The following is an 18662-nucleotide window of genomic DNA, read 5'->3' as shown; positions in this document are numbered from 1 at the left end:
CGGCCCCGCGCGGCATGCGCGGGGCCGCGCGGAGCCAGGAGGTCGGCCCGACGCCCCGGCGTGAGCACGGCGACCCGCGATCCGGCAGGCACCGCCGGGTGATCCGCCGAGTCCTCTCCCGACGGCCGGCTACTGCCAGCTGCTCGCCGCGAAGGCGGTGGCCAGCGCCCAGCCGGCCACTGACGCCAGTGCCGTGAACCAGCCGAATGCGGCCGCCACGAGGCCGTACTCGCGGCCCCGGGCCCGGTGGAAGGCGGCCACCAGCGCGGGAATGGCGGCGGTCGGGTAGAGGAGGAGCAGGAACAGTGACCAGCCACCGAGGACCATCACGGTCCAGTGGCCGACGAAGAGCAGCGGCACCGTAGCGATCGCGGCCACCGCTCCGGCGGCCGCGCAGCCGACGCGGAACGCGTCCTGCTCCCGGCGGAAGAGCGGCACGGCACAGGCGGCGGCGCCGACGAGCGCGGCCACGTGCAGGAGTGGCCCGCGGAAGCCGAGCACCGGGACCACGATGGCCGGTGGTAGCAGGCAGACGGCGACCGCCAGCGCGGCCAGCCACCTCGCACTCACGGGTACCACGGCCACGATTCCCCCCGCCTGCACCCCACTCCCACTTGAACGTGTTCAAACTTAGCACGCGCTACTTCGGGAGGAGCGGCAGGAGCAGCAGGTACACCCACGTCCCCAGCGCGAGCACGTGGCCGCCCGGAGGCGGGAAGCCGGGCCGGGGGCGGCCCCACACCGCCCCCGGCCCGCTCACCCGCCGGTTACGGCATCGGGGTCTTCCAAATGCCGCGCCCGTGCGTGGCCACGTAGACCGACGCGCCGTCCGGGCTCGGGGACAGGTACACCGCCGCCGCCGTCGGCAGGTTGCCCGCCGCCGTGGGGTCGGTGAGGCCGAGGCGCTTCCAGTGGCCGAGGCCGTCCGTGCGGACGTCGTCCGTGAAGACGCCCAGGTCGGTGGCGACCAGCAGGGTGCCGTCCGGGGCGAACAGGACTCGGTTCACGGAGGCGTCGACCAACTGGTCGGCCGCGCCGTCGGCACCGCTCACGTCCTGCCAGGTCGCGCCGCCGTCGGTGGTGCGCCAGAGGTGGCCGTAGCCGGCGCCGGGGCCGACGTTCCAGTGCCGGGAGAAGCCGGACAACGCCGCGTAGGCGGTGGCGCCGGTCGGGTCGGACGGGTCGATGGCGATGTCCTGGATGTAGCGGACCGGGAAGTCCGCCGGGAGTGCCAGCTGGTGGAAGGTGCCGCCGTAGTTGGTCATGATGCCGCGGGCGAAGGACGCGCCCGGGTTGCAGGAGCCGCACCAGGCGGCCCAGATCACGTGGTTGCCGCTCGCGTCCCGCTGCGACTTGATCGCGGTGATCGAGTGGCCGGCCCCCGAGTCGGCGAGCTGCTGCCAGTCGGCGCCCGAAGTGCTCTGCCAGGTCTTGGTGTTGGCGTAGACGTACTCGCCACCCGCGACCCAGTAGCCCGGGTCCTTGGCGTCCGCGCCGAACGGGGCGATGAAGCGCGCGTTCGGGTCGTTCGGGCTGATCGAGGTGATGGCGGACGGCGTGCCGTCGTCGTTGGCCGTGTAGCCGCAGTTGTTGGTGACCGACATGGCGAGGTTGGTGTACTCGCCCACGGTCTGGCAGCCGTTGGCCGGGTTGACCAGCTGGTCGCCGCCGTCGCCGCCGAACGGCTGGGCCATCTCGCCGGGCACGTTGAGCTGTTCGGTCACCGGGGTGGTGGTGCCGGGGTAGGTGTACGTGTAGGTGGCGCCCTTCGGCACGGACACCGAGGCGCCGTTGTCCTGCAGACCGCCCCAGACCGCCTCGCCGCCGCCCGGGAGCGCGCCCGCGCCGACCGAGTAGTACTGGAGGGTACGCAGCGTGCCGCTCGCGTTGAGGTTGCGCCAGCCGGGCGCGGTCTGGGTGGTGGGGCGGGCGTAGACGCCGCCGTCGTTGCCGGCGTAGACCTCGGGGGCCTGGCCGGGCCAGCTGGAGAAGGCCAGCGTGTGCTGGTCGGAGTGCATCACGTTGCCGTCGCAGGTGTTCTGCGCGGCGACGTAGCTGAAACAGCCCAGGCCGGTGTTCCAGTATCGGCCGACGGTCGTCCAGTTGGAGCCGCCGTTGCGGGTCTCGTACAGCTCCTCAAGGCCGAGGTAGAGATGGTTGGGGTCGGCCGGGTCGACGGCGAGGGACTGGTCGTACCAGGACTGCACGCCGGGCTGGTAGCCGGGGCCCATGACGGTGAGCTTCATCGCCGAGCCGCTGTTGGCCAGCTTGCTGGAGTCCGCGATCTGGGTGAACGGGCCGTTGATGTCGCCGCTGTTGCTGACGTAGACGCCGCCGAGCATGGTGGACGGCGCCTTGGCACCGGGGTTCTTGTTGTACAGCGTCGGGGACTCGACCACCACGTACAGCTTGCTGCCGTCGGCCGAGTACGCGAAGGTCGCGTTGCCGATGTCGGCCGGGGAGATCCCGCCCTGCGGGTTGGCGGTGTGCCAGGTGGTGCCGGCGTCGTCGGAGTAGTAGAAGCCGTTGTAGGTCGCGCCGCCGCGCCAGGCGACGTCGGCCACCACCCGTTTGCCGCCCGAACCCGGCTGCACCACCAGGTCGTTGGCGAGGTCGGCGTAGTAGGTGCTGGTGCCGCACGTCACGCCGCTGATGCCGGTGCCCGCGCAGGGGGCGAGCACCTTCTGCCAGGGGTCGCCCTGCGCCGCGCCGAGGGGGCGCCGGTACACGCCGTGCGAGGTGGCGGCGAAGACGTACCCTGCGTCGGTGTCGAAGCGCAGCTGGTGGATCGAGGTGTTGTCGAGTTCGCCGCCGCCAAGCGCGTCGGACCGGCTGAACGCCGCCTGGCTCGGGTTGGCGAGCCGGTAGACGCCGGTGCCGAGGTAGTTGTCGAAGGCCGTGGTCGCCTCGCCGGTGCCGAGCCAGAGCGCGCCGTCGGGAGCGACGGCGAGCGAGCCGACGGACAGCGAGGGCAGGTGGTCGGCGATCGGGGTCCAGGTCGCGCCGTCGTCCGTGGAGCGGAACACGCCGCCGTCCGCGCCGCCCGCGTACACCACGCCGGGGTGGGTCGGGTCGGCGGCGAGGGCGGCTATCCGGCCGGTGTTGTAGCCGCCGCCACCGCCACTGTTGGAGACGTTGTGGTCGCGGTAGTGCAGCGCGTCGCCGTTGTACGGCTGGGTGGTGACCTCGGTGAAGGACGCCGGGCGGACGGGCATGCCGAGGGCGTGCTGCCAGGCGGCCCGGTAGGCGCCGGGGGTGACGGCTCCGCTGGGGGAGAGCCGCGGGTCGTTGAACGACTGGAGGGAGTCCATCAGTTCGGCCGAGTCCTGGCCGGCCTGGCGGTGATTCGGGCTGGTGCTCGCGGTCGTGGTGACCGTGTCGCCCCACGCGGTGGTGGTGGCCGCCGTCACGATCAGCGCGGCGGAAATGAGGGCGGCGCGGGTTCTGCCGCCTCGCTGTCTGGAGGGGGAGCCCATGGAGTCTCCGTGGTCCGTCGGGGGACCGTCTCCGCCGGTCGCGGAGACGGGAACTGGAGTTGGGGCGGGCGCACCTTATCGCAGCCGGGAATTCCGTCAACAGGGGTTGGGATCACCGGTTTTGGCCGCGGACTTTCCATCTTTCTGGTCTTCATAAACTGAATGGAGAAACGGCCGAGAATATCCCGGACGCTTTTAGTCGAACCTTTACTCCGACGCGCTTCCCGACACCTTCCGCCGCCGCATGGAAGTGGCCATTCCCGGTCCTCGGCGAGGGTTGTACCGGACGCACACCGGGGAGTCGACGGGGAGTGCCACCACGCCCGGGCGGACGGCCGCTGGCCCGGCGGACTCCCCTTCCTCCCATCGCAGTTGGGGCTGATCAAGCCCCTCCTCGCCACCTACGATCGACCTCATGAACCGCACCATCCGCACCACCGACGACGTCCTCGCCCTCCTCGACCGTCTCTTCCCCCCGGCCGCCGACCGCTGGACCTCCGACGCCTCCGCCTGGTGGGACGGCTTCTACGCCGACCGGGCCGCCGAGCGCCCGTTCTTCGTCCCGAAGCCGGACGAGAACCTGGTCTCGTACCTCGACCGCGGCCTCCTCACCCCCGGCCGCGCGCTCGACCTCGGCTGCGGCCCGGGACGCAACGCCCTGCACCTGGCCGCGCTCGGCTTCGACGTCGACGCCGTCGACCTCTCACCCGCCGCCATCGCCTGGGCCGAGGAGCGCGCCCGCGAGGCGGAGGGCGTGCACACCCCCCGCTTCCACTGCGCCGGTATCTTCGAGGCCGACCTCCCCCACGCCCGGTACGACCTCGTCTACGACTCCGGCTGCCTCCACCATCTGCCCCCGCACCGCCGGATCAGCTACCTCGCCCTCCTCGACCGCGTCCTCGCCCCCGGCGGCCACTTCGTCGTGAACGCCTTCGCCGCCGGCGCGATGGGCTCCGAGCTGCCCGACGAGGACCTCTACCGCCTCGGCGGCCTGGAGGGCGGCCTCGCCTACTCGCCCGACGAACTCCGCGCCCTCTTCGCGGACTTCACCGAGGTCGAGATCCGCCCGATGACCGCCCAGTCCCCCGACTCCCCGCTCTTCGGCGTGCCGTTCCTCCTGACCGCCCTCTTCCGACGGCCCGTCGTCTAGCTCACAGCCGACACCCAGCCTCCGGTCAGCCACCTGCCAGCCTTTAAGCCACCTCTCATGTCGCCCCCCTAGCCTCCGCCGCATGAACGTCTCGCTGCTCGGCGGCTGGTTCCCCTGGACCGTGCAGGCCGTCGCCGTCGCCCTGTTCGTGGCCGCCACCGGCTGGCGGGACCGGACGTGGCGCGTGAAGTGGGGCCCGATCGCCCTCGGGGCGGCGGTGGCCCTGACCGCCCTCGTCGCGGTCGGCGTGCTCACGCTGTCCGGGATCACCGACCCGATCCCGTTCGGCGTCTGGCTGTGGAGCGGGGTGGCGGTCGCGGCGTTCAGCGTGCTCGGCTTCGGCTGGCGCGGCGCCCGCTGGTGGCGGCGGGCGCTGGCGCCGCTCGCGGCCGTCCTCGCGCTGTTCTCGGCCGCGAACAGCGTGAACATCGCGACCGGCTACTACCCGACCCTCGACGACGCGATCGGCGAGCTGAGCGGCGACCCGCTGCCGGACCAGATCACGCTCGCCGAGCTCGGCAAGATCCACGGCCGGACGAAGACCGGCCGCATCGTCCAGGTGGACATCCCGGACACCGCGAGCGGCTTCGCCCACCGGCAGGAACTGGTCTACCTGCCGCCCGCATGGTTCCGCAGCCAGAACCGCCCAAAGCTGCCCGCGCTGGAGATGATCGGCGGCGAGTTCGCGGCGCCCGACAACTGGATCCGCTCCGGCGACGCGGTGAAGACGGCGGACGCCTTCGCCGCCAAGCACAACGGCTTCGCGCCGATCCTCGTCTTCGTGGACGCCACCGGCGGCTTCCGGGTGGACACCGAGTGCGTGGACGGGCCGCACGGCAACTCGGAGAGCCACCTGGTCAAGGACGTCCCTCCGTTCGTCCAGAAGACCTTCAACGCCGCCACCGACCCGCACAAGTGGGGCGTGGCCGGCTGGTCGATGGGCGGCACCTGCGCGATCGACCTCACCGTCGAACACCCCAACGTGTTCACGCACTTCGGCGACTTCTCGGGCGACAAGGGCCCGTACATCGGCGACAAGGACCACACGGTCCAGGAGCTGTACGGCGGCAACGCGGCCGCCTGGGACGCGCACGACCCGCTGACCGTCCTCGCCCACCACCCCAAGTACCAGGGCGTGTCGGGCTACTTCGGCCAGGGCGACGAGGAGCACGGCCAGATCGAGTCCGCCAAGCTGCTGAACGAGGCCGCCAGGAAGGACGGCATCCGCACGACGACCGCCGTCGGCTCCGGCAAGCACACCTGGCAGACCGGCGCCGCCACCTTCGCCCAGGCCCTCCCCTGGCTGGCCCAGCAACTCGGCGTCCCGGGCACCCACGCGTAGCACCCACACGTAGCGCCCGGCGGGGTCGCCTGCTCCTCACACGAACCTTGCCGGGGAAAGCCTTGGCATCGAAACCCCCGCCGACCGGGCCCGCGAGCGCCCGCAGCGCGCGGCCGCCAGGCGCGGGAAGGCACGGCCGGCCGGGACGCCCACCCGGACGGCGGCGCCCACCGCCAGGCGGCCATCGCTTCTTCCGCAAGCGCACACATGTTCGCCACCGGGCCCGTGCAACTGCCGGACGGGCCGCACCACCGGCGGGTATACCGCTTTGCGAGCGGCGCCCGAGTAGCACTAAATTTCGAGCGCCGTCGGCGCTGTCGACCTGAGCAACCTTCAGGGCCACGCCGTCCGGCAGGACGTACGGGGGAAGGAACAGCCATGCCCAGTGCCCGAAGCCAGGGGCCGACCGGGCGGCGAGAACGGATCGCCGGTGCCGCGCACGCGGTGCCCGAGGCCGCCGCGCGCCCGACCCCGAACCACGACACCGGACACTTGAGGAAACGTCAGTTGCGTACCATCCGACTGGTCACCGCCACCAGCGCCGCCGTCCTCTGCCTCGCCGCCCTCAACGCCTGCGGGCCCGACAACAGCGGTGACCAGAACGCCTCCAAGACCACCGCGCCGACGGCCGCCGCCACGACGCCCGCGACCGGCACCGCGACCGGCACCCCCACCGGCGCACCGGCCACCACCGGCGGCCAGGGCAAGCCCACCGGCGGCGCCACCGCCCCGGCCGGCGACGGCATCCCGGCCAAGGCCTGGATGGACACCAAGAACGTCCCGATGGACGCCACCCTCCACTGGGCCCCGCTCGCCGCCAACGCCAAGCCCGTCACCGGCCCGGTCACCTTCAAGGCGCAGGACCTGTGCCACGCCCCGATCGGCAAGGACGACGAGTCGACGTTCACCGGCCAGGCGGCGGGCAAGGCCCTCGTCGGCTTCGGCGCCGACCACTGGATGGCCCAGCAGACCCTGCTGTACCACGGCGACCCGACCCACAGCAGCGGCACCAAGCAGCTCACCGGCCTGACCCGCACGCACCTCACCGACGCGGTGAAGAACTGCGCCAAGACCGCACCGGGCGCCACCGTGAAGGTGTCCAGCCCGGACGACGCGCCGTACTTCGCCGCCACCGCGACGATCCCGCAGTCCGACGGCTCGACCGTCACCCTGCACGAGTACGTGCTGGACGCCGGCGGGACGGTCAGCGAGCTGTCCGTCTTCGCCACCACGAAGGCCGGCGCGCAGCCCAAGGAGGCCTGGACGGCCCCCGAGGACAAGTACGTCGCCACCGGCATGACGGCCCCGGCCTGCGAGGCCTTCCCCGGCTGCTGACCAGGGGGCGGGCCCCGAAAGGCGGCCCCGAGAAACGGCCCCGGGCGCGATACCGGGGCACGGCGGGTCGGCCCGTCCGGCACAGGGGACCGGACGGGCCGACCCGCCATTACGTGGGCCGACCCGCCGCTCCATGGGACGAGCCGTCAGAGGCCGAGGCGGCTCAGCGCGGTGGTCCAGTCGGTGGCGATGGCGCTGCGGGCCGCGTCGAGCCCGACTCTGCCGCTGCACACCGCCTTCTTGAGCTTGTTCTCGACGGAGTCCTTGCCGGCGGCCGGCTCGGCGCCGTAGCGCGGCTCGGGCCACAGGTTCCGCGGGTCGCGCGGGGCGCCGCCGAGCTCCAGCGGGACGAAGTGGTCCTCCTCGTAGTCGGCCGGGTTGGTGTCCGCGTAGCCGTACTGGGCGATCTGCTGCGCCTTGAGGGCGTTGGTGTAACTGGCCGGCGGGCGGACGGTGCTGGTCCAGCCGGAGACGCAGATCGTCTTGCCGATGGTCGCCTGGGTGACGGCCGGGTTGTACGCGCCCGGGGTGCAGGACGGGTCAGGCAGCGGCAGGTACGCGCGCGAACAACTGGCGCCGCGCGCAGGGGACTTGGCGGGGTGCGCGGTGGCGGCCTGCGCGGTGCCGGCGGCGAGCCCGGCGGCGGCGAGGACGGTGGCCGCCGCGGTGGCGGCCAGGCGCTGACGAAGCATCATGAAGGCGCTCTCCTGGGCCGGCCCGGCCTTCTGCCGGGCGACTGTGCCCATGACAGCACCGGTACCACAGTCACCGGGAGACCCGTGACGTGAACTACTGGTGACCACGCCTCCATATCCGGGCAAAAGGCAGGGCTATGCCAACTCCCTTGCCAGCACGGCCGCCGGACCCTCCGGCAGGCTGCCGTGGACCAGCTCGGTGCGGTGCACCAGCCGCGGCGCGGCGACCGGCACCGACGTGACCCCGGGGATTCCGTCCAGCGCGGACGGCGGCAGCAGCGTGAGCCCGTGCCCGGTGGCCACGAGCGCGAGCAGGCCGTGGACGTCGGTGCCCCGGTACCGGGTGGCGGGGCGGAAGCCGTCGACGCCGGTGGCGGCGCGCAGCCGGGCGGCGGTCGGGGTGAGGTCGGGGGCGTCCAGCCAGCGCGCGGCGGAGAGGTCGGCGAGCGCGACGCCGGGGCGGCCCGCGAGCGGGTGCCCGGCCGGGAGGGCGACGACGACCGGCTGCTCGGCGACGGCGACGGTGGTGAGCGGGCCGACGTCGGGCAGTGGCAGCGGGTCGCTGGGGGCGGCCAGGCCGTCGATCAGGGCGAGGTCGACCTCGCCGGTGGCGACCAGCGCGGGCAGGGCGTCCTGGGCGACCACCCGGACGAGCACCTCCGCCCGCGGGTACGCCCGGCGTACCTCGCCGAGCGCGCGCCCGACCGCCGCTCCGAGCGCCAGCGGGGTCGCGCCGAGCACCAGCCGGGCGCCCACGGCGCCGACCAGGCGGGCGACGTCGGCGCGCGCCGCCTCCAGCCGGACGAGCAACGGACCGGCGTGCTCCAGCAGCCGCACGCCCGCCTCGGTCGGGGCGACCGGGCGGCGGCCGAGCAGCGGCGCCCCGAGGTCGGCCTCCAGGGCGGCGATCTGCTGGGAGACCGCGGACTGGGTGTAGCCGAGTTCCCGGGCCGCCTCGGAGAAGGAGCCGAGGCGGACGACGGTGACGAAGGTGCGCAGCTGCTGCGGATCCACGGGCCCATCAACCGATCTGATCGAGAGGTAAGAAATCATCGTTGGCGCTGATCTCGGGTGCCGGGCCAGGATAGCCGCATGACCTACCTGACCCCGCGGATCGCCCTGGTCGGCGACCGCTCCCCGGCCGTCCGCTCGCACGCCCGCATCCCCGGCCTGCTCGATGCCCTCGCCACCCGCGACCAGCTCGTCCTGGACGCCTACTGGATCCCCACCGAGGACGCCGGCGCACCCGGCGCCCTGGACGGCTTCGACGCGATCTGGCTGCTCCCCGGCAGCCCGTACCGCAACGAGGACGGCGCCCTGGCCGCCGTCCGCACCGCCCGCGAGCGCGGCATCCCCTTCCTCGGCACCTGCGCCGGCTTCCAGCACGCCGTGCTGGAGTACGCCCGCAACGTCTGCGGCCTCGGCGACGCCGTCCACGGCGAGCAGCACCCGGACCGGGACGAGCAGGTCGTCGTGCCGCTCACCTGCTCACTCGTCGGCCACGAGGGCCCGGTCGCGATCACCCCCGGCACGCTCGCCGAACGCGTCCTCGGCACCACCCGCACCCTGGAGCGCTACCACTGCGCGTACGGCCTCAACGCCGACTACCTGGACCGCCTGCGCGCGCACGGCATGCGGTTCAGCGGGGCGGACGAGAGCGGCGAGGTGCGCATCCTGGAGCTGCCGGGCCACCCGTTCTTCCTCGCCTCCCTGTTCCAGCCGGAGCTGTCCGGCGACGGCACCCGGGCCCACGCCATGATCCGCGCCCTGGCGGCCGCCGCCGTCGCCCACGCGGGTGCCACGGTCTGACGGCAGCCCAGCCCCGACGGGCAGCCCGCGTCACATCGGCAGCGACCGCAGCCGCACCGCCCCCGCCGGCCACCCGGCGCCGTCCCGCAGCGGCGTCCACATCGTGCACAGCGGCATCACCGCGAGCCGCCCCTCGGGCTGCTCCACCGTCACCTCCCCGGCCACCTCCCGGAAGCCCAGCCGCCCGTAGAGGCCGACGAGCGGCGGGCGGCAGAACAGCAGCGCGTACGCCGGGCCGAGCGTGCGCGCGTGGTCGAGGGCGGCCCCGACGACGGCACGGGCGAGGCCGCCGCCGCGCCGGTCGGGGGCGACGGCGACGCCCCCGACGCCGACCGCGCGGACGTCGGCGTCGCCCACGGTGAGCGGCAGCGGCAGCAGGCCGGCGTGGGCGACGAGGCGGCCGTCGGCGGCCCGGATGCCGAAGTGGATCTCCTTGGGCAGGAAGACCAGCCCGGTGTGGGCGACGCCGTACGGGTCGTCGCCGGGGCCGAGGATCTCGTCCTGGTCGGCACGGGTGTACTCCGGCATCCGCACGACCTCCGGGGCGGGGCCGGACGGCGGCGCGGGAGAGACGGCAGAGAAACGATCATCCATCCCGCCATAATTCCTTCCCGGGAAGATGAAATCCAGGGCCTGGGGTCCAGGGCCCGCGAAAACCGCGGTGTGGAAGCATGCCCCCATGCGCCAGCCCACCGACCAGCAGCCCGACGCCCGGCCCTTCGCCGAGCACCCGGACTCGAACCTCGCCACCATGCTGCTGAGCCTGCCGGTCCGGCTGCCCGACCCGATCGTCGCCCTCGCGCCGACCGCCCTGGTGCTGCTGGTGCTCGCCACGAACGACGCCGACGTCGGGCCGACCCCCTCGCGGGCGGTCAACGCGGGCCTGATGACGGCCGGCGCGTTCGCCCTCGTCGTCCGGCGGCGCTCCCCGGTGACCGTCGCCGTCATGACCCTGCTGAGCGGGCAACTCCCGCTCGCCGTCGCCCTCTACGGGCTGGCCGCGCGGCGCGGCCCCACCCGGACGCTGGCCGTGCTCGCCGTGCTGGCCGAGATCCGCCTGACGATCCCGTTCGACCTCTCGGACCTCACCACGCTGTCCACCCTCGCCAACGTCATCGAGGACCCGCTGGTCTACGGCGCCGTCCCGCTCGCGCTCGGACTCGCCGCCCACCAGCGCGCCCGCGCCGTCACCGTGCTCGCCGAGCGCAACCGGCTGCTGGAGGAGGCCCGCCGGCACGCCGAGGAACGGGCCGTCGCCGCCGAACGCGCCCGGCTCGCCCGGGAGATGCACGACGTGGTCTCCAACCGGGTCTCGCTGATCACCCTGCACGCCGGCGCCTGCCGGCACGCGGCCGCCGACGACCCGCACGCCGTCCGGGAGACCCTCGGCCTGATCCGCGCCCTCGGCCTCCAGGCCCTCACCGAACTGCGCGGCCTGCTCGGCGTGCTCACCCCGGCCTCCGACCAGGGCCCGTCGCTGCGCGGCCTGCCCGCCCTGGTCGACGAGTCCCGGCAGGCCGGCCTCGTCGTCGGCCTCACCGTCACCGGCCCGGCCGACGGGCTGCCCGCGCCCGGCCCCGCCGTCCAGTACGCGGCCTACCGGATCGTCCAGGAGGCGCTGACCAACGCCCACAAGCACGCGCCCGAGGCCGAGGTGGCCGTCACCGTCGAGGTCCGCCGGGACGGGCTGCGCCTCGCCGTGGTCAACTCCCCCGGCGGCACCCGCGAGGAGCCCGAACTGCCCTCCGGCGGCCACGGCCTGGACGGCATGCGCACCCGCGCCGACGACCTCGGCGGCACCCTGGACGCCGGCCCGACCCCCGACGGCGGCTTCGCCGTCCGGGCCCGACTGCCGCTGGCCGCCCCGGAGGCCGCCCGCGCGGACTCCTAGGCCTGGGGCCGCAGCTCCGCCCACACCTCGGCGACCCGCGGCGCCAACGCCTCCAGCGGGCCGCTGTTGTCGATCACGATGTCCGCGATCGCCAGCCGCTCCGCCCGGGTGGCCTGTGCGGCCATCCGGGCCCGGGCCTCCTCCTCGGTCATGCCGCGCAGCTCCACCAGCCGGTCGACCCGGACCTCGTCCGTGGCGTCCACCACCACGACCAGGTCGTACAACGGCGCGAGCCCGTTCTCGGCGAGCAGCGGCACGTCGTGCACCACGACGGCGTCCGGCGCGGCGGAGGCCTCCAGCTCGGCGGAGCGGGCCCGCACCAGCGGGTGGACGATCGCGTTCAGCGCCCGCAGCCGGTCCGGGTCGGCGAAGACGATCGCGCCCAGCGCCGGCCGGTCCAGCGAACCGTCCGGCCGCAGCACCTGCGGGCCGAACTCGGCCGCCACGGCCGCCAGTCCGGCCGTCCCGGGCGCGACCACCTCGCGGGAGATCACGTCCGAGTCGACGATCACCGCGCCGTGGGCAGCGAACAGCCGGGACACCTCGCTCTTGCCCGCACCGATGCCACCCGTGAGTCCGATCTTCAGCATGGCGCCAGGCTACCGGCGCCGCCGGGCCGCGGTCAGCCGAGGTCCAGGGACTCGCCCTCGCCGAGCGTGCGCAGTTCGGCGCCCGTCCCCGGCCCGTCCGGGCCGACCAGCCGGGTGTGCACGGCCAGCCCGGCCGGGCTGAGCACCGCGTCGTGCACCGGCACCGCCTGCCGCGGGCCCGATTCCCGAACGTAGTCGACCAGTTCGGACACCTTGCTCCACGGCGCGGCGATCGGCAGCAGCAGCGTCTCGACGGCGTGCGGCGGCACGGTCAGCGCGTCGCCGGGGTGGAAGAGGCGGCCGTCGAAGAGGAAGCCGATGTTCTTCACCCGCGGGATGTCCGGGTGGATCACCGCGTGCCACTCGCCGTGCACCGACACGGCCAGCCCGCCCAGGTCGAAGGCGTCGCCCTCGCCGACGGCGGTGACGCGCCGCGCCACCCCGTCCAGCCGGGCCGCCACCGCGTCGTTGGTCCACACCCGCAGCGCCGGGTCGGCCTCCAGCGCGGCGCGCAGCCGGGCCTCCTCGAAGTGGTCCAGGTGCTCGTGGGTGATCAGCACGGCGTCGGCCCCGGCCAGGGCGGCGGGGTCGGTGAACATCCCGGGGTCGATGACGACGGTGGTGCCGCCGTGCTCCAGGCGTACGCAGGCATGTCCGAACTTGGTGATTCGCATGACTCGAACACTACAGCAAGACTGCACAGTTTTGCTGTACAGCTTCGCGATAGGCTGGTCCCATGACCGACTCCACCCCACACCCGGACACCCTGGACCTCGCCGCCGAGCTGCGCGCCGCCATCGGCGAACTCGTCCGCGCGCTGCGCCCCGACGACACCCTGCCGCAGAACCAGGCCGGCGTCCTCGGCCTGCTGGTCCGCGACGAACGCGCCTACACCGTCGCCGAACTCGCCGCCCGCCAGCGCGTCCGCCACCAGTCGATGGCCCGCACCGTCGCCCTCCTCACCGAGACCGGCCTGGTCACCCAGCAGCCGCACGCCACCGACGGCCGCAAGCTGCTGATCACCGCCACCGAGGCCGGCCGCGCCGCCCTCCTCGAACAGCGCGCCCGCCGCGAGGCCCGCATCGCCGCCGCCATCGAGGCCCGCCTCACCCCCGAGGAACAGGCCCAGCTGCGCGCAAGCGTCGACCTCCTGCGCCGCCTGAACTGAGAGTGACTACGGCGTCCCGACCAGGTCCTGCTCCACCGGCCGCGGGGCCGGTATCACCGGCGGCTCGATCGGCGGGAGTTCGACGTGCTCGCTCAGGCCGAAGCGGCGGTGGAGGCGTCGCAGCGGGGCCGGCGCCCACCAGTTGAACTCGCCGAAGAGGGTCATCGCGGCCGGCACGAGCAGGCAGCGCACCAGGGTGGCGTCCACGGCGACGGCCACGGCCAGCGCGATACCCATCTGCTTCACCATGAGCATGTCCCCGAGGGCGAAGCCGGCGAAGACGATCACCATGAGCAGCGCCGCCGAGGTGATGATCCGCCCGCTGCGCTGGACGCCCAGCTCCACCGCCTTCGTACAGCTGTACCCGCGCGAATGCAGTTCCTTGATCCGGGCGAGCAGGAACACCTCGTAGTCCATGGACAACCCGAAGGCGAACGCGAAGACCAGCACCGGGATGAAGGTCTCCAGCCCGCCCGTCGGGCTGAATCCGAGCAGCCCGCTGAAATATCCGTCCTGGAACACCAGGGTGAGCGCGCCGAGCGAGGCGCCCAGCGAGAGCAGGTTCATCAGCAGGGCCTTGACCGGCATGACCACCGAGCCGGTCATCAGGAAGAGCAGCACCAGCGTCCCGGCCGCGACCAGGCCGAGCGCCCAGGGGCCGCGCGAGGTCAGCTCGTCCGTGAAGTCGACCACCGAGGCCGCGCCGCCGGTGACGTAGGTCTTCAGCCCGCCGCGGTCGGCCCGCAGCTCGTCGACGACCTGCTTGGCCTGCCCGCCCTGCGGGTCGCCGTGGACGAGGACGTCGATGGTGGAGACGGAGTCGCTCACCGGCGTCACCGCCCGCACCCCGCTCACGCCGGGCAGCTTGGCGACGACCTCGTCCGCGTACGCCTGGGCGACGCGCGCGCCGCCCTCGACGACGACCGTGATCGGCGCCTGGGCGACCTGCGGGAAGCGCTGGTCGATGGTGTCGGCGACCTGCCGCCCGGCCGAGGAGGCGGGCAGCACGGCGGCACCGGAGTTGCGCATGTCGGCGTGCAGGAAGGGCGCGCCGGCGGCCATCAGCAGCGCGGTGCAGGCGAGCGCGACGGGCACCGCCCGCTTGCGGACCCGGCGGACGGTGCGACTGAAGAAGCCCTCGTCGGGCACGGGCGCGGCGGGCGCCTTGATCCGCCCGCCCGCGAAGCCGAGCAGCGCGGGGATCAGAGTGAGGGCGGCGGCGACGGCGATGACGACGACGCTCACCCCGGCGGCGGCGACGGCGCCGAGCACCGGGCTGGTGAAGACGAAGAGGCCGGACAGCGCGACGGCGACGGTCAGCCCGGAGAAGGCGACGGTACGCCCGGCGGTCGCGGCGGTGCGCTCGACGGCGGCGGCGATGCCCGCGCCGTGCCCGCGTTCCTCACGGAAACGATTCACCATGAGCAACGCGTAGTCGATCGACAGCCCGAGCCCCAGCACGGTGGCGATCGGCAGCACGCTGGTGTCGATGTCCATGATCCGGCTGAAGCCGAACATGGCCAGCAGCGCCCCGCCCACCGAGGCGACCGCGCCGATCACCGGGAGGCTGGCCGCCGCGAGGCCGCCGAAGACCAGCACCATGACAACCAGGGTGAGCGGCAGGGTGACGATCTCGCCGAAGCGGGTGTCCTGCTCGGTCTGCTTCTTGACCTCCTGCTGGAGCACGAGGTCCCCGCCGACCGTGGCGTGCGCGCCGCCCGCGCCGTTCAGCGCGGCGAGCCGCTGGGTGACGGCGTCGGCCTGGACACCGGTGCTCGTGTCGGCCATCCGTACGGTCACGAGGCTCGCGTGGCCGTCGGCGGAGCGCAGCGCGGCGGCGTCCGGTCCCCGCCCGTAGGCGTCCTGCGCGGAGGAGACGCCGGGCAGTGCGGCGATCTCGGCGGTGGCCTTGGTGACGGCCGCCCGTACCGCGGGATCGTTCACCGGCTTGCCGTCCACGACGGCGGTGACGACACCCCTGGCCGGGTCGGCCGCGGTGACGACGGCGCCGCCCCGGTCGGCCTCGGAGCCGGCCGAGGAGGCGCCGGCCACCGAGCCCTCGAAGACCCGGCCCCCGATCAGCACGCCGACGACCAGGACGACGGCCCAGAAGCCGAGCACCCAGCGCCGGTGCCGGAAGCAGAACCGGCCGAGGGCGGCGAGCCGCCCGCGGACCCGGGGGTCGACGGCAGCGGAGGAGGGTTTGCGCATGAAGGAGCCTTTCGGGCAGCTCCACTCAATGTAGGTGTAACCCGGTCTTCGACCTATAGACGGGCAATGAGCCGCATCTCACAATTTCCTTCACATAAGGAACACATAAGAGATGGGTGCATTAAGAAGGGGGCGCATGAGAAAAAGCGGGACCCCCGCTCGGTGATCCGAGCGGGGGTCCCGCCTAGCGCACTGTCCTCAGGGCCGAAGGCTCAGCCCCGGGCCGCGATCAGCTCTGGCCGCCGGCCAGCTTCTCGCGCAGGGCGGCCAGGGCCTCGTCCGAAGCGAGAGCGCCGGAGCCCTCGTCGCTGCTGGAGGAGTACGAGCCACCGGCGGCGGCGGCAACCGCGTCGCCACCCTCGGCAGCGGCCTCGGCGTCGGCCTCGCGGCTCTTGATGACCTGGGCCTGGTGCTGCTCGAAGCGGGCCTGCGCCTCGGCGTACTGGCGCTCCCACTCCTCACGCTGCTTCTCGAAGCCGGGCAGCCAGTCGTTCGCCTCGGGGTCGAAGCCCTCCGGGTAGATGTAGTTGCCCTGGTCGTCGTAGGAGGCGGCCATGCCGTACAGGGTCGGGTCGAACTCGACCTCGGCCGGGTTGGCACCCAGGGCCTCGTTGGCCTGCTTCAGCGAGAGGCTGATGCGGCGACGCTCGAGGTCGATGTCGATGACCTTGACGAAGATCTCGTCGCCGACCTGGACGACCTGCTCCGGGATCTCCACGTGGCGCTCGGCCAGCTCGGAGATGTGGACCAGACCCTCGATGCCCTCGTCCACGCGGACGAACGCACCGAACGGAACCAGCTTGGTGACCTTGCCCGGGACGACCTGGCCGATCTGGTGGGTCCGGGCGAACTGCTGCCACGGGTCCTCCTGGGTCGCCTTCAGCGACAGGGAGACGCGCTCGCGGTCCATGTCCACGTCGAGAACCTCGACGGTGACCTCCTGGCCGACCTCGACAACCTCGGACGGGTGGTCGATGTGCTTCCAGGACAGCTCGGAGACGTGCACCAGGCCGTCGACGCCACCCAGGTCCACGAAGGCACCGAAGTTGACGATCGAGGAGACGACGCCGGAGCGCACCTGGCCCTTCTGCAGGGTGGTGAGGAAGGTCTGGCGGACCTCGCTCTGGGTCTGCTCCAGCCAGGCACGGCGGGACAGGACCACGTTGTTGCGGTTCTTGTCCAGCTCGATGATCTTGGCCTCGAGCTCCTTGCCCACGTAGGGCTGGAGGTCGCGGACGCGGCGCATCTCGACGAGCGAGGCCGGGAGGAAGCCACGGAGGCCGATGTCGAGGATGAGACCACCCTTGACGACCTCGATGACGGTACCGGTGACGATGCCGTCCTCTTCCTTGATCTTCTCGATCGTGCCCCAGGCACGCTCGTACTGAGCGCGCTTCTTGGACAGGATGAGACGACCCTCCTTGTCCTCCTTCTGGAGAACCAGGGCCTCGATGTTGTCACCGACGGCGACGACCTCGTGCGGGTCAACGTCGTGCTTGATCGAGAGCTCACGGGAGGGGATGACGCCCTCGGTCTTGTAACCGATGTCGAGGAGAACCTCGTCACGGTCGACCTTCACGATGACGCCCTCGACGATGTCGCCATCGTTGAAGTACTTGATGGTCTCGTCGATCGCGGCGAGGAACGCCTCAGCGTCGCCGATGTCGTTGACCGCGACCTGCGGGGTGGTGCTGAGGGAGGAGTCGGTGGGGCTCGTCATTAGGAAAAGGGCTCCGGTGCGGACATGAAAGTCGTAGGTAATGCCACGCGGAGGGCCCGTATCGCTCCCACCGAAAGCCGGACAGCCAAGAACACGGCGCACCGGATTTTCCCGCACAGCGAGAATTCGGCGTCCGTCTTGCGACCGTGGGGTCTTCGACAGATGCGAGCGCGACCTGCTCCGTCCGAGGCGCGCAGGCCCGCAGCGCAACTTGTAGCATACGGGGACGGCCAGGCACGGTCAACGCCAAGAGCGGCAAGATGGTGGAGCCTGGTACGGATCAGGCCATATCCTCCGATTGCGCACCTCACGGCGGCGCCCGCAGGGAGCCCTTCCCCGGATGCCACCGCCAGGATCCGAGCCCTTCCGGGCCGGTTCGCGGCAGCGGCGCTTCCGCAGTCCACACCCTACGCGATGGGCATTATCACCGTGGCCACCACCCCCCAGTCCGAGCTCCATGATCTTGACGACGACGGCGACGACGCGGTAAGGCGCGTGGCCGGGACCGGCGAGAGCAGCCGGGCCAGCCGGCACTGGTGGGACCGCAACGCGGACGAGTACCAGGACGAACACGGCGCGTTCCTCGGCGACGACCGCTTCACCTGGTGCCCGGAGGGCCTGGACGAGGCCGACGCCGGGCTGCTCGGCGAGGTGGCCGGCAGGGACGTGCTGGAGATCGGCGCCGGCGCCGCCCAGTGCTCGCGCTGGCTGGCCGCCCGCGGCGCCCGGCCGGTGGCCCTGGACATCTCCTACCGCCAGCTCCAGCACTCCCGCCGGATCGACCTCGCCCGCGGCACCGCGCCCGTCCCGGTCGTCCAGGCGGACGCCGCCGTCCTGCCGTTCGCCGACGGCTCCTTCGACCTGGCCTGCTCCGCCTACGGCGCCGTGCCGTTCAGCGCCGACACCGCCGCCCTGATGCGCGAGGTGCACCGGGTGCTGCGGCCCGGCGGGCGCTGGGTGTTCTCGGTGACGCACCCGATCCGCTGGGCGTTCCCGGACGAACCCGGCGTCGAGGGGCTGACCGCCGCCGCCTCCTACTTCGACCGCACCCCGTACGTCGAGCAGGACGAGCACGGCCGCGCCAGCTACGTCGAGCACCACCGCACCCTCGGCGACCGGGTGCGCGAACTCGTCGGCGCCGGCTTCCGGTTGATCGACCTGGTCGAGCCCGAGTGGCCGGCCGGCCTGGAGCAGGAGTGGGGCGGCTGGTCCCCGCTGCGCGGGCGGCTGATCCCCGGCACGGCGATCTTCGTCTCCGAGCGGGGCTGAGCCTGC

Annotated in this window: 16 protein-coding genes; 7 read left to right on the top strand and 9 right to left on the bottom strand. The window is 73.0% G+C overall.

The features are described from left to right. Positions 1-129 precede the first annotated feature (129 nt). Positions 130-570, bottom strand: coding sequence for a hypothetical protein (locus KV557_RS20920; RefSeq protein ID WP_218202433.1), 441 nt, complete (start codon positions 568-570; stop codon positions 130-132). A gap of 197 nt (positions 571-767) precedes the next feature. After that, positions 768-3476 (bottom strand): WD40/YVTN/BNR-like repeat-containing protein, encoded by a 2709-nt coding sequence (locus KV557_RS20915; RefSeq protein ID WP_218202431.1) that lies wholly within the window; start codon positions 3474-3476, stop codon positions 768-770. A gap of 415 nt (positions 3477-3891) precedes the next feature. Here KV557_RS20915 and KV557_RS20910 point away from each other — a divergent pair, with 415 nt between their 5' ends. The 3 genes from KV557_RS20910 (at position 3892) to KV557_RS20900 (ending at position 7303) form a co-directional block, all read left to right on the top strand. Next, positions 3892-4626: a class I SAM-dependent methyltransferase gene (locus KV557_RS20910; RefSeq protein ID WP_218202430.1), complete on the top strand. Its 735-nt coding sequence runs from the start codon at positions 3892-3894 to the stop codon at positions 4624-4626. Positions 4627-4708: 82 nt separating this feature from the next. Continuing rightward, positions 4709-5968, top strand: coding sequence for an alpha/beta hydrolase (locus tag KV557_RS20905; RefSeq protein ID WP_218202428.1), 1260 nt, complete (start codon positions 4709-4711; stop codon positions 5966-5968). A 507-nt stretch (positions 5969-6475) separates the two neighbouring features. Further along, on the top strand, positions 6476-7303 hold the full coding sequence (locus KV557_RS20900) for a hypothetical protein (protein WP_218202426.1): 828 nt from the start codon (positions 6476-6478) through the stop codon (positions 7301-7303). Positions 7304-7449: 146 nt separating this feature from the next. Here KV557_RS20900 and KV557_RS20895 read toward each other — a convergent pair whose 3' ends face one another. Together KV557_RS20895 and KV557_RS20890 are read right to left on the bottom strand one after the other, a co-directional pair. Further along, positions 7450-8049, bottom strand: coding sequence for a hypothetical protein (locus KV557_RS20895; protein WP_256177720.1), 600 nt, complete (start codon positions 8047-8049; stop codon positions 7450-7452). An 84-nt stretch (positions 8050-8133) separates the two neighbouring features. Then, on the bottom strand, positions 8134-9012 hold the full coding sequence (locus tag KV557_RS20890) for a LysR family transcriptional regulator (RefSeq protein ID WP_308129992.1): 879 nt from the start codon (positions 9010-9012) through the stop codon (positions 8134-8136). Between the two features lie 78 nt (positions 9013-9090). Here KV557_RS20890 and KV557_RS20885 point away from each other — a divergent pair, with 78 nt between their 5' ends. After that, the gene (locus tag KV557_RS20885) at positions 9091-9807 is read left to right on the top strand and encodes a CTP synthase C-terminal region-related (seleno)protein (protein WP_218202422.1); all 717 of its coding nucleotides are present in this window, start codon (positions 9091-9093) and stop codon (positions 9805-9807) included. 30 nt (positions 9808-9837) lie between these two features. On the opposite strand, the gene KV557_RS20880 is transcribed toward KV557_RS20885, so the two are convergent. Next, on the bottom strand, positions 9838-10401 hold the full coding sequence (locus KV557_RS20880) for a GNAT family N-acetyltransferase (protein WP_218202420.1): 564 nt from the start codon (positions 10399-10401) through the stop codon (positions 9838-9840). Between the two features lie 85 nt (positions 10402-10486). Here KV557_RS20880 and KV557_RS44120 point away from each other — a divergent pair, with 85 nt between their 5' ends. Further along, positions 10487-11698 carry a sensor histidine kinase gene (locus KV557_RS44120; protein WP_218202418.1) on the top strand — a complete coding sequence of 404 codons (1212 nt, stop codon included), beginning with the start codon at positions 10487-10489 and terminating at the stop codon, positions 11696-11698. On the opposite strand, the gene coaE is transcribed toward KV557_RS44120, so the two are convergent. Together coaE and KV557_RS20865 are read right to left on the bottom strand one after the other, a co-directional pair. Then, on the bottom strand, positions 11695-12288 hold the full coding sequence (coaE, locus tag KV557_RS20870) for a dephospho-CoA kinase (protein WP_218202417.1): 594 nt from the start codon (positions 12286-12288) through the stop codon (positions 11695-11697). The two genes, KV557_RS44120 and coaE, sit on opposite strands and share 4 nt — an antisense overlap. A 32-nt stretch (positions 12289-12320) precedes the next feature. After that, the gene (locus KV557_RS20865; RefSeq protein WP_218202415.1) at positions 12321-12962 is read right to left on the bottom strand and encodes an MBL fold metallo-hydrolase; all 642 of its coding nucleotides are present in this window, start codon (positions 12960-12962) and stop codon (positions 12321-12323) included. Positions 12963-13024: 62 nt separating this feature from the next. Here KV557_RS20865 and KV557_RS20860 point away from each other — a divergent pair, with 62 nt between their 5' ends. After that, positions 13025-13456, top strand: a complete 432-nt coding sequence (locus KV557_RS20860; RefSeq protein WP_218202413.1) for a MarR family winged helix-turn-helix transcriptional regulator — start codon at positions 13025-13027, stop codon at positions 13454-13456. Between the two features lie 6 nt (positions 13457-13462). On the opposite strand, the gene KV557_RS20855 is transcribed toward KV557_RS20860, so the two are convergent. Continuing rightward, on the bottom strand, positions 13463-15667 hold the full coding sequence (locus KV557_RS20855) for an MMPL family transporter (protein ID WP_218202412.1): 2205 nt from the start codon (positions 15665-15667) through the stop codon (positions 13463-13465). Positions 15668-15896: 229 nt separating this feature from the next. Next, positions 15897-17387: a 30S ribosomal protein S1 gene (gene rpsA, locus KV557_RS20850; protein ID WP_218202410.1), complete on the bottom strand. Its 1491-nt coding sequence runs from the start codon at positions 17385-17387 to the stop codon at positions 15897-15899. Positions 17388-17801: 414 nt separating this feature from the next. On the opposite strand from rpsA, the gene KV557_RS20845 reads away from it, so the two are divergent. After that, positions 17802-18656, top strand: a complete 855-nt coding sequence (locus tag KV557_RS20845; protein ID WP_218202408.1) for a class I SAM-dependent methyltransferase — start codon at positions 17802-17804, stop codon at positions 18654-18656. Positions 18657-18662: the final 6 nt, after the last annotated feature.

The sequence above is a fragment of the Kitasatospora aureofaciens genome, assembly GCF_019192735.1.
Classification (GTDB): domain Bacteria; phylum Actinomycetota; class Actinomycetes; order Streptomycetales; family Streptomycetaceae; genus Kitasatospora; species Kitasatospora aureofaciens_A.
The sequence above is the reverse complement of the archived record's forward strand: the minus strand, read 5'-3'. Positions and strand labels throughout refer to the sequence as shown.

Excerpts from the sequence above, each read along its gene's own strand:
- KV557_RS20885 (WP_218202422.1), top strand. The coding sequence starts at position 9,091 with ATGACCTACCTGACCCCGCGGATCGCCCTGGTCGGCGACCGCTCCCCG.
- coaE (WP_218202417.1), bottom strand. The coding sequence starts at position 12,288 with ATGCTGAAGATCGGACTCACGGGTGGCATCGGTGCGGGCAAGAGCGAG.
- KV557_RS20915 (WP_218202431.1), bottom strand. The coding sequence starts at position 3,476 with ATGGGCTCCCCCTCCAGACAGCGAGGCGGCAGAACCCGCGCCGCCCTC.
- KV557_RS44120 (WP_218202418.1), top strand. The coding sequence starts at position 10,487 with ATGCGCCAGCCCACCGACCAGCAGCCCGACGCCCGGCCCTTCGCCGAG.
- KV557_RS20905 (WP_218202428.1), top strand. The coding sequence starts at position 4,709 with ATGAACGTCTCGCTGCTCGGCGGCTGGTTCCCCTGGACCGTGCAGGCC.
- KV557_RS20845 (WP_218202408.1), top strand. The coding sequence starts at position 17,802 with ATGGGCATTATCACCGTGGCCACCACCCCCCAGTCCGAGCTCCATGAT.
- KV557_RS20855 (WP_218202412.1), bottom strand. The coding sequence starts at position 15,667 with ATGCGCAAACCCTCCTCCGCTGCCGTCGACCCCCGGGTCCGCGGGCGG.
- KV557_RS20860 (WP_218202413.1), top strand. The coding sequence starts at position 13,025 with ATGACCGACTCCACCCCACACCCGGACACCCTGGACCTCGCCGCCGAG.
- KV557_RS20895 (WP_256177720.1), bottom strand. The coding sequence starts at position 8,049 with ATGGGCACAGTCGCCCGGCAGAAGGCCGGGCCGGCCCAGGAGAGCGCC.
- rpsA (WP_218202410.1), bottom strand. The coding sequence starts at position 17,387 with ATGACGAGCCCCACCGACTCCTCCCTCAGCACCACCCCGCAGGTCGCG.
- KV557_RS20880 (WP_218202420.1), bottom strand. The coding sequence starts at position 10,401 with ATGGATGATCGTTTCTCTGCCGTCTCTCCCGCGCCGCCGTCCGGCCCC.
- KV557_RS20865 (WP_218202415.1), bottom strand. The coding sequence starts at position 12,962 with ATGCGAATCACCAAGTTCGGACATGCCTGCGTACGCCTGGAGCACGGC.
- KV557_RS20910 (WP_218202430.1), top strand. The coding sequence starts at position 3,892 with ATGAACCGCACCATCCGCACCACCGACGACGTCCTCGCCCTCCTCGAC.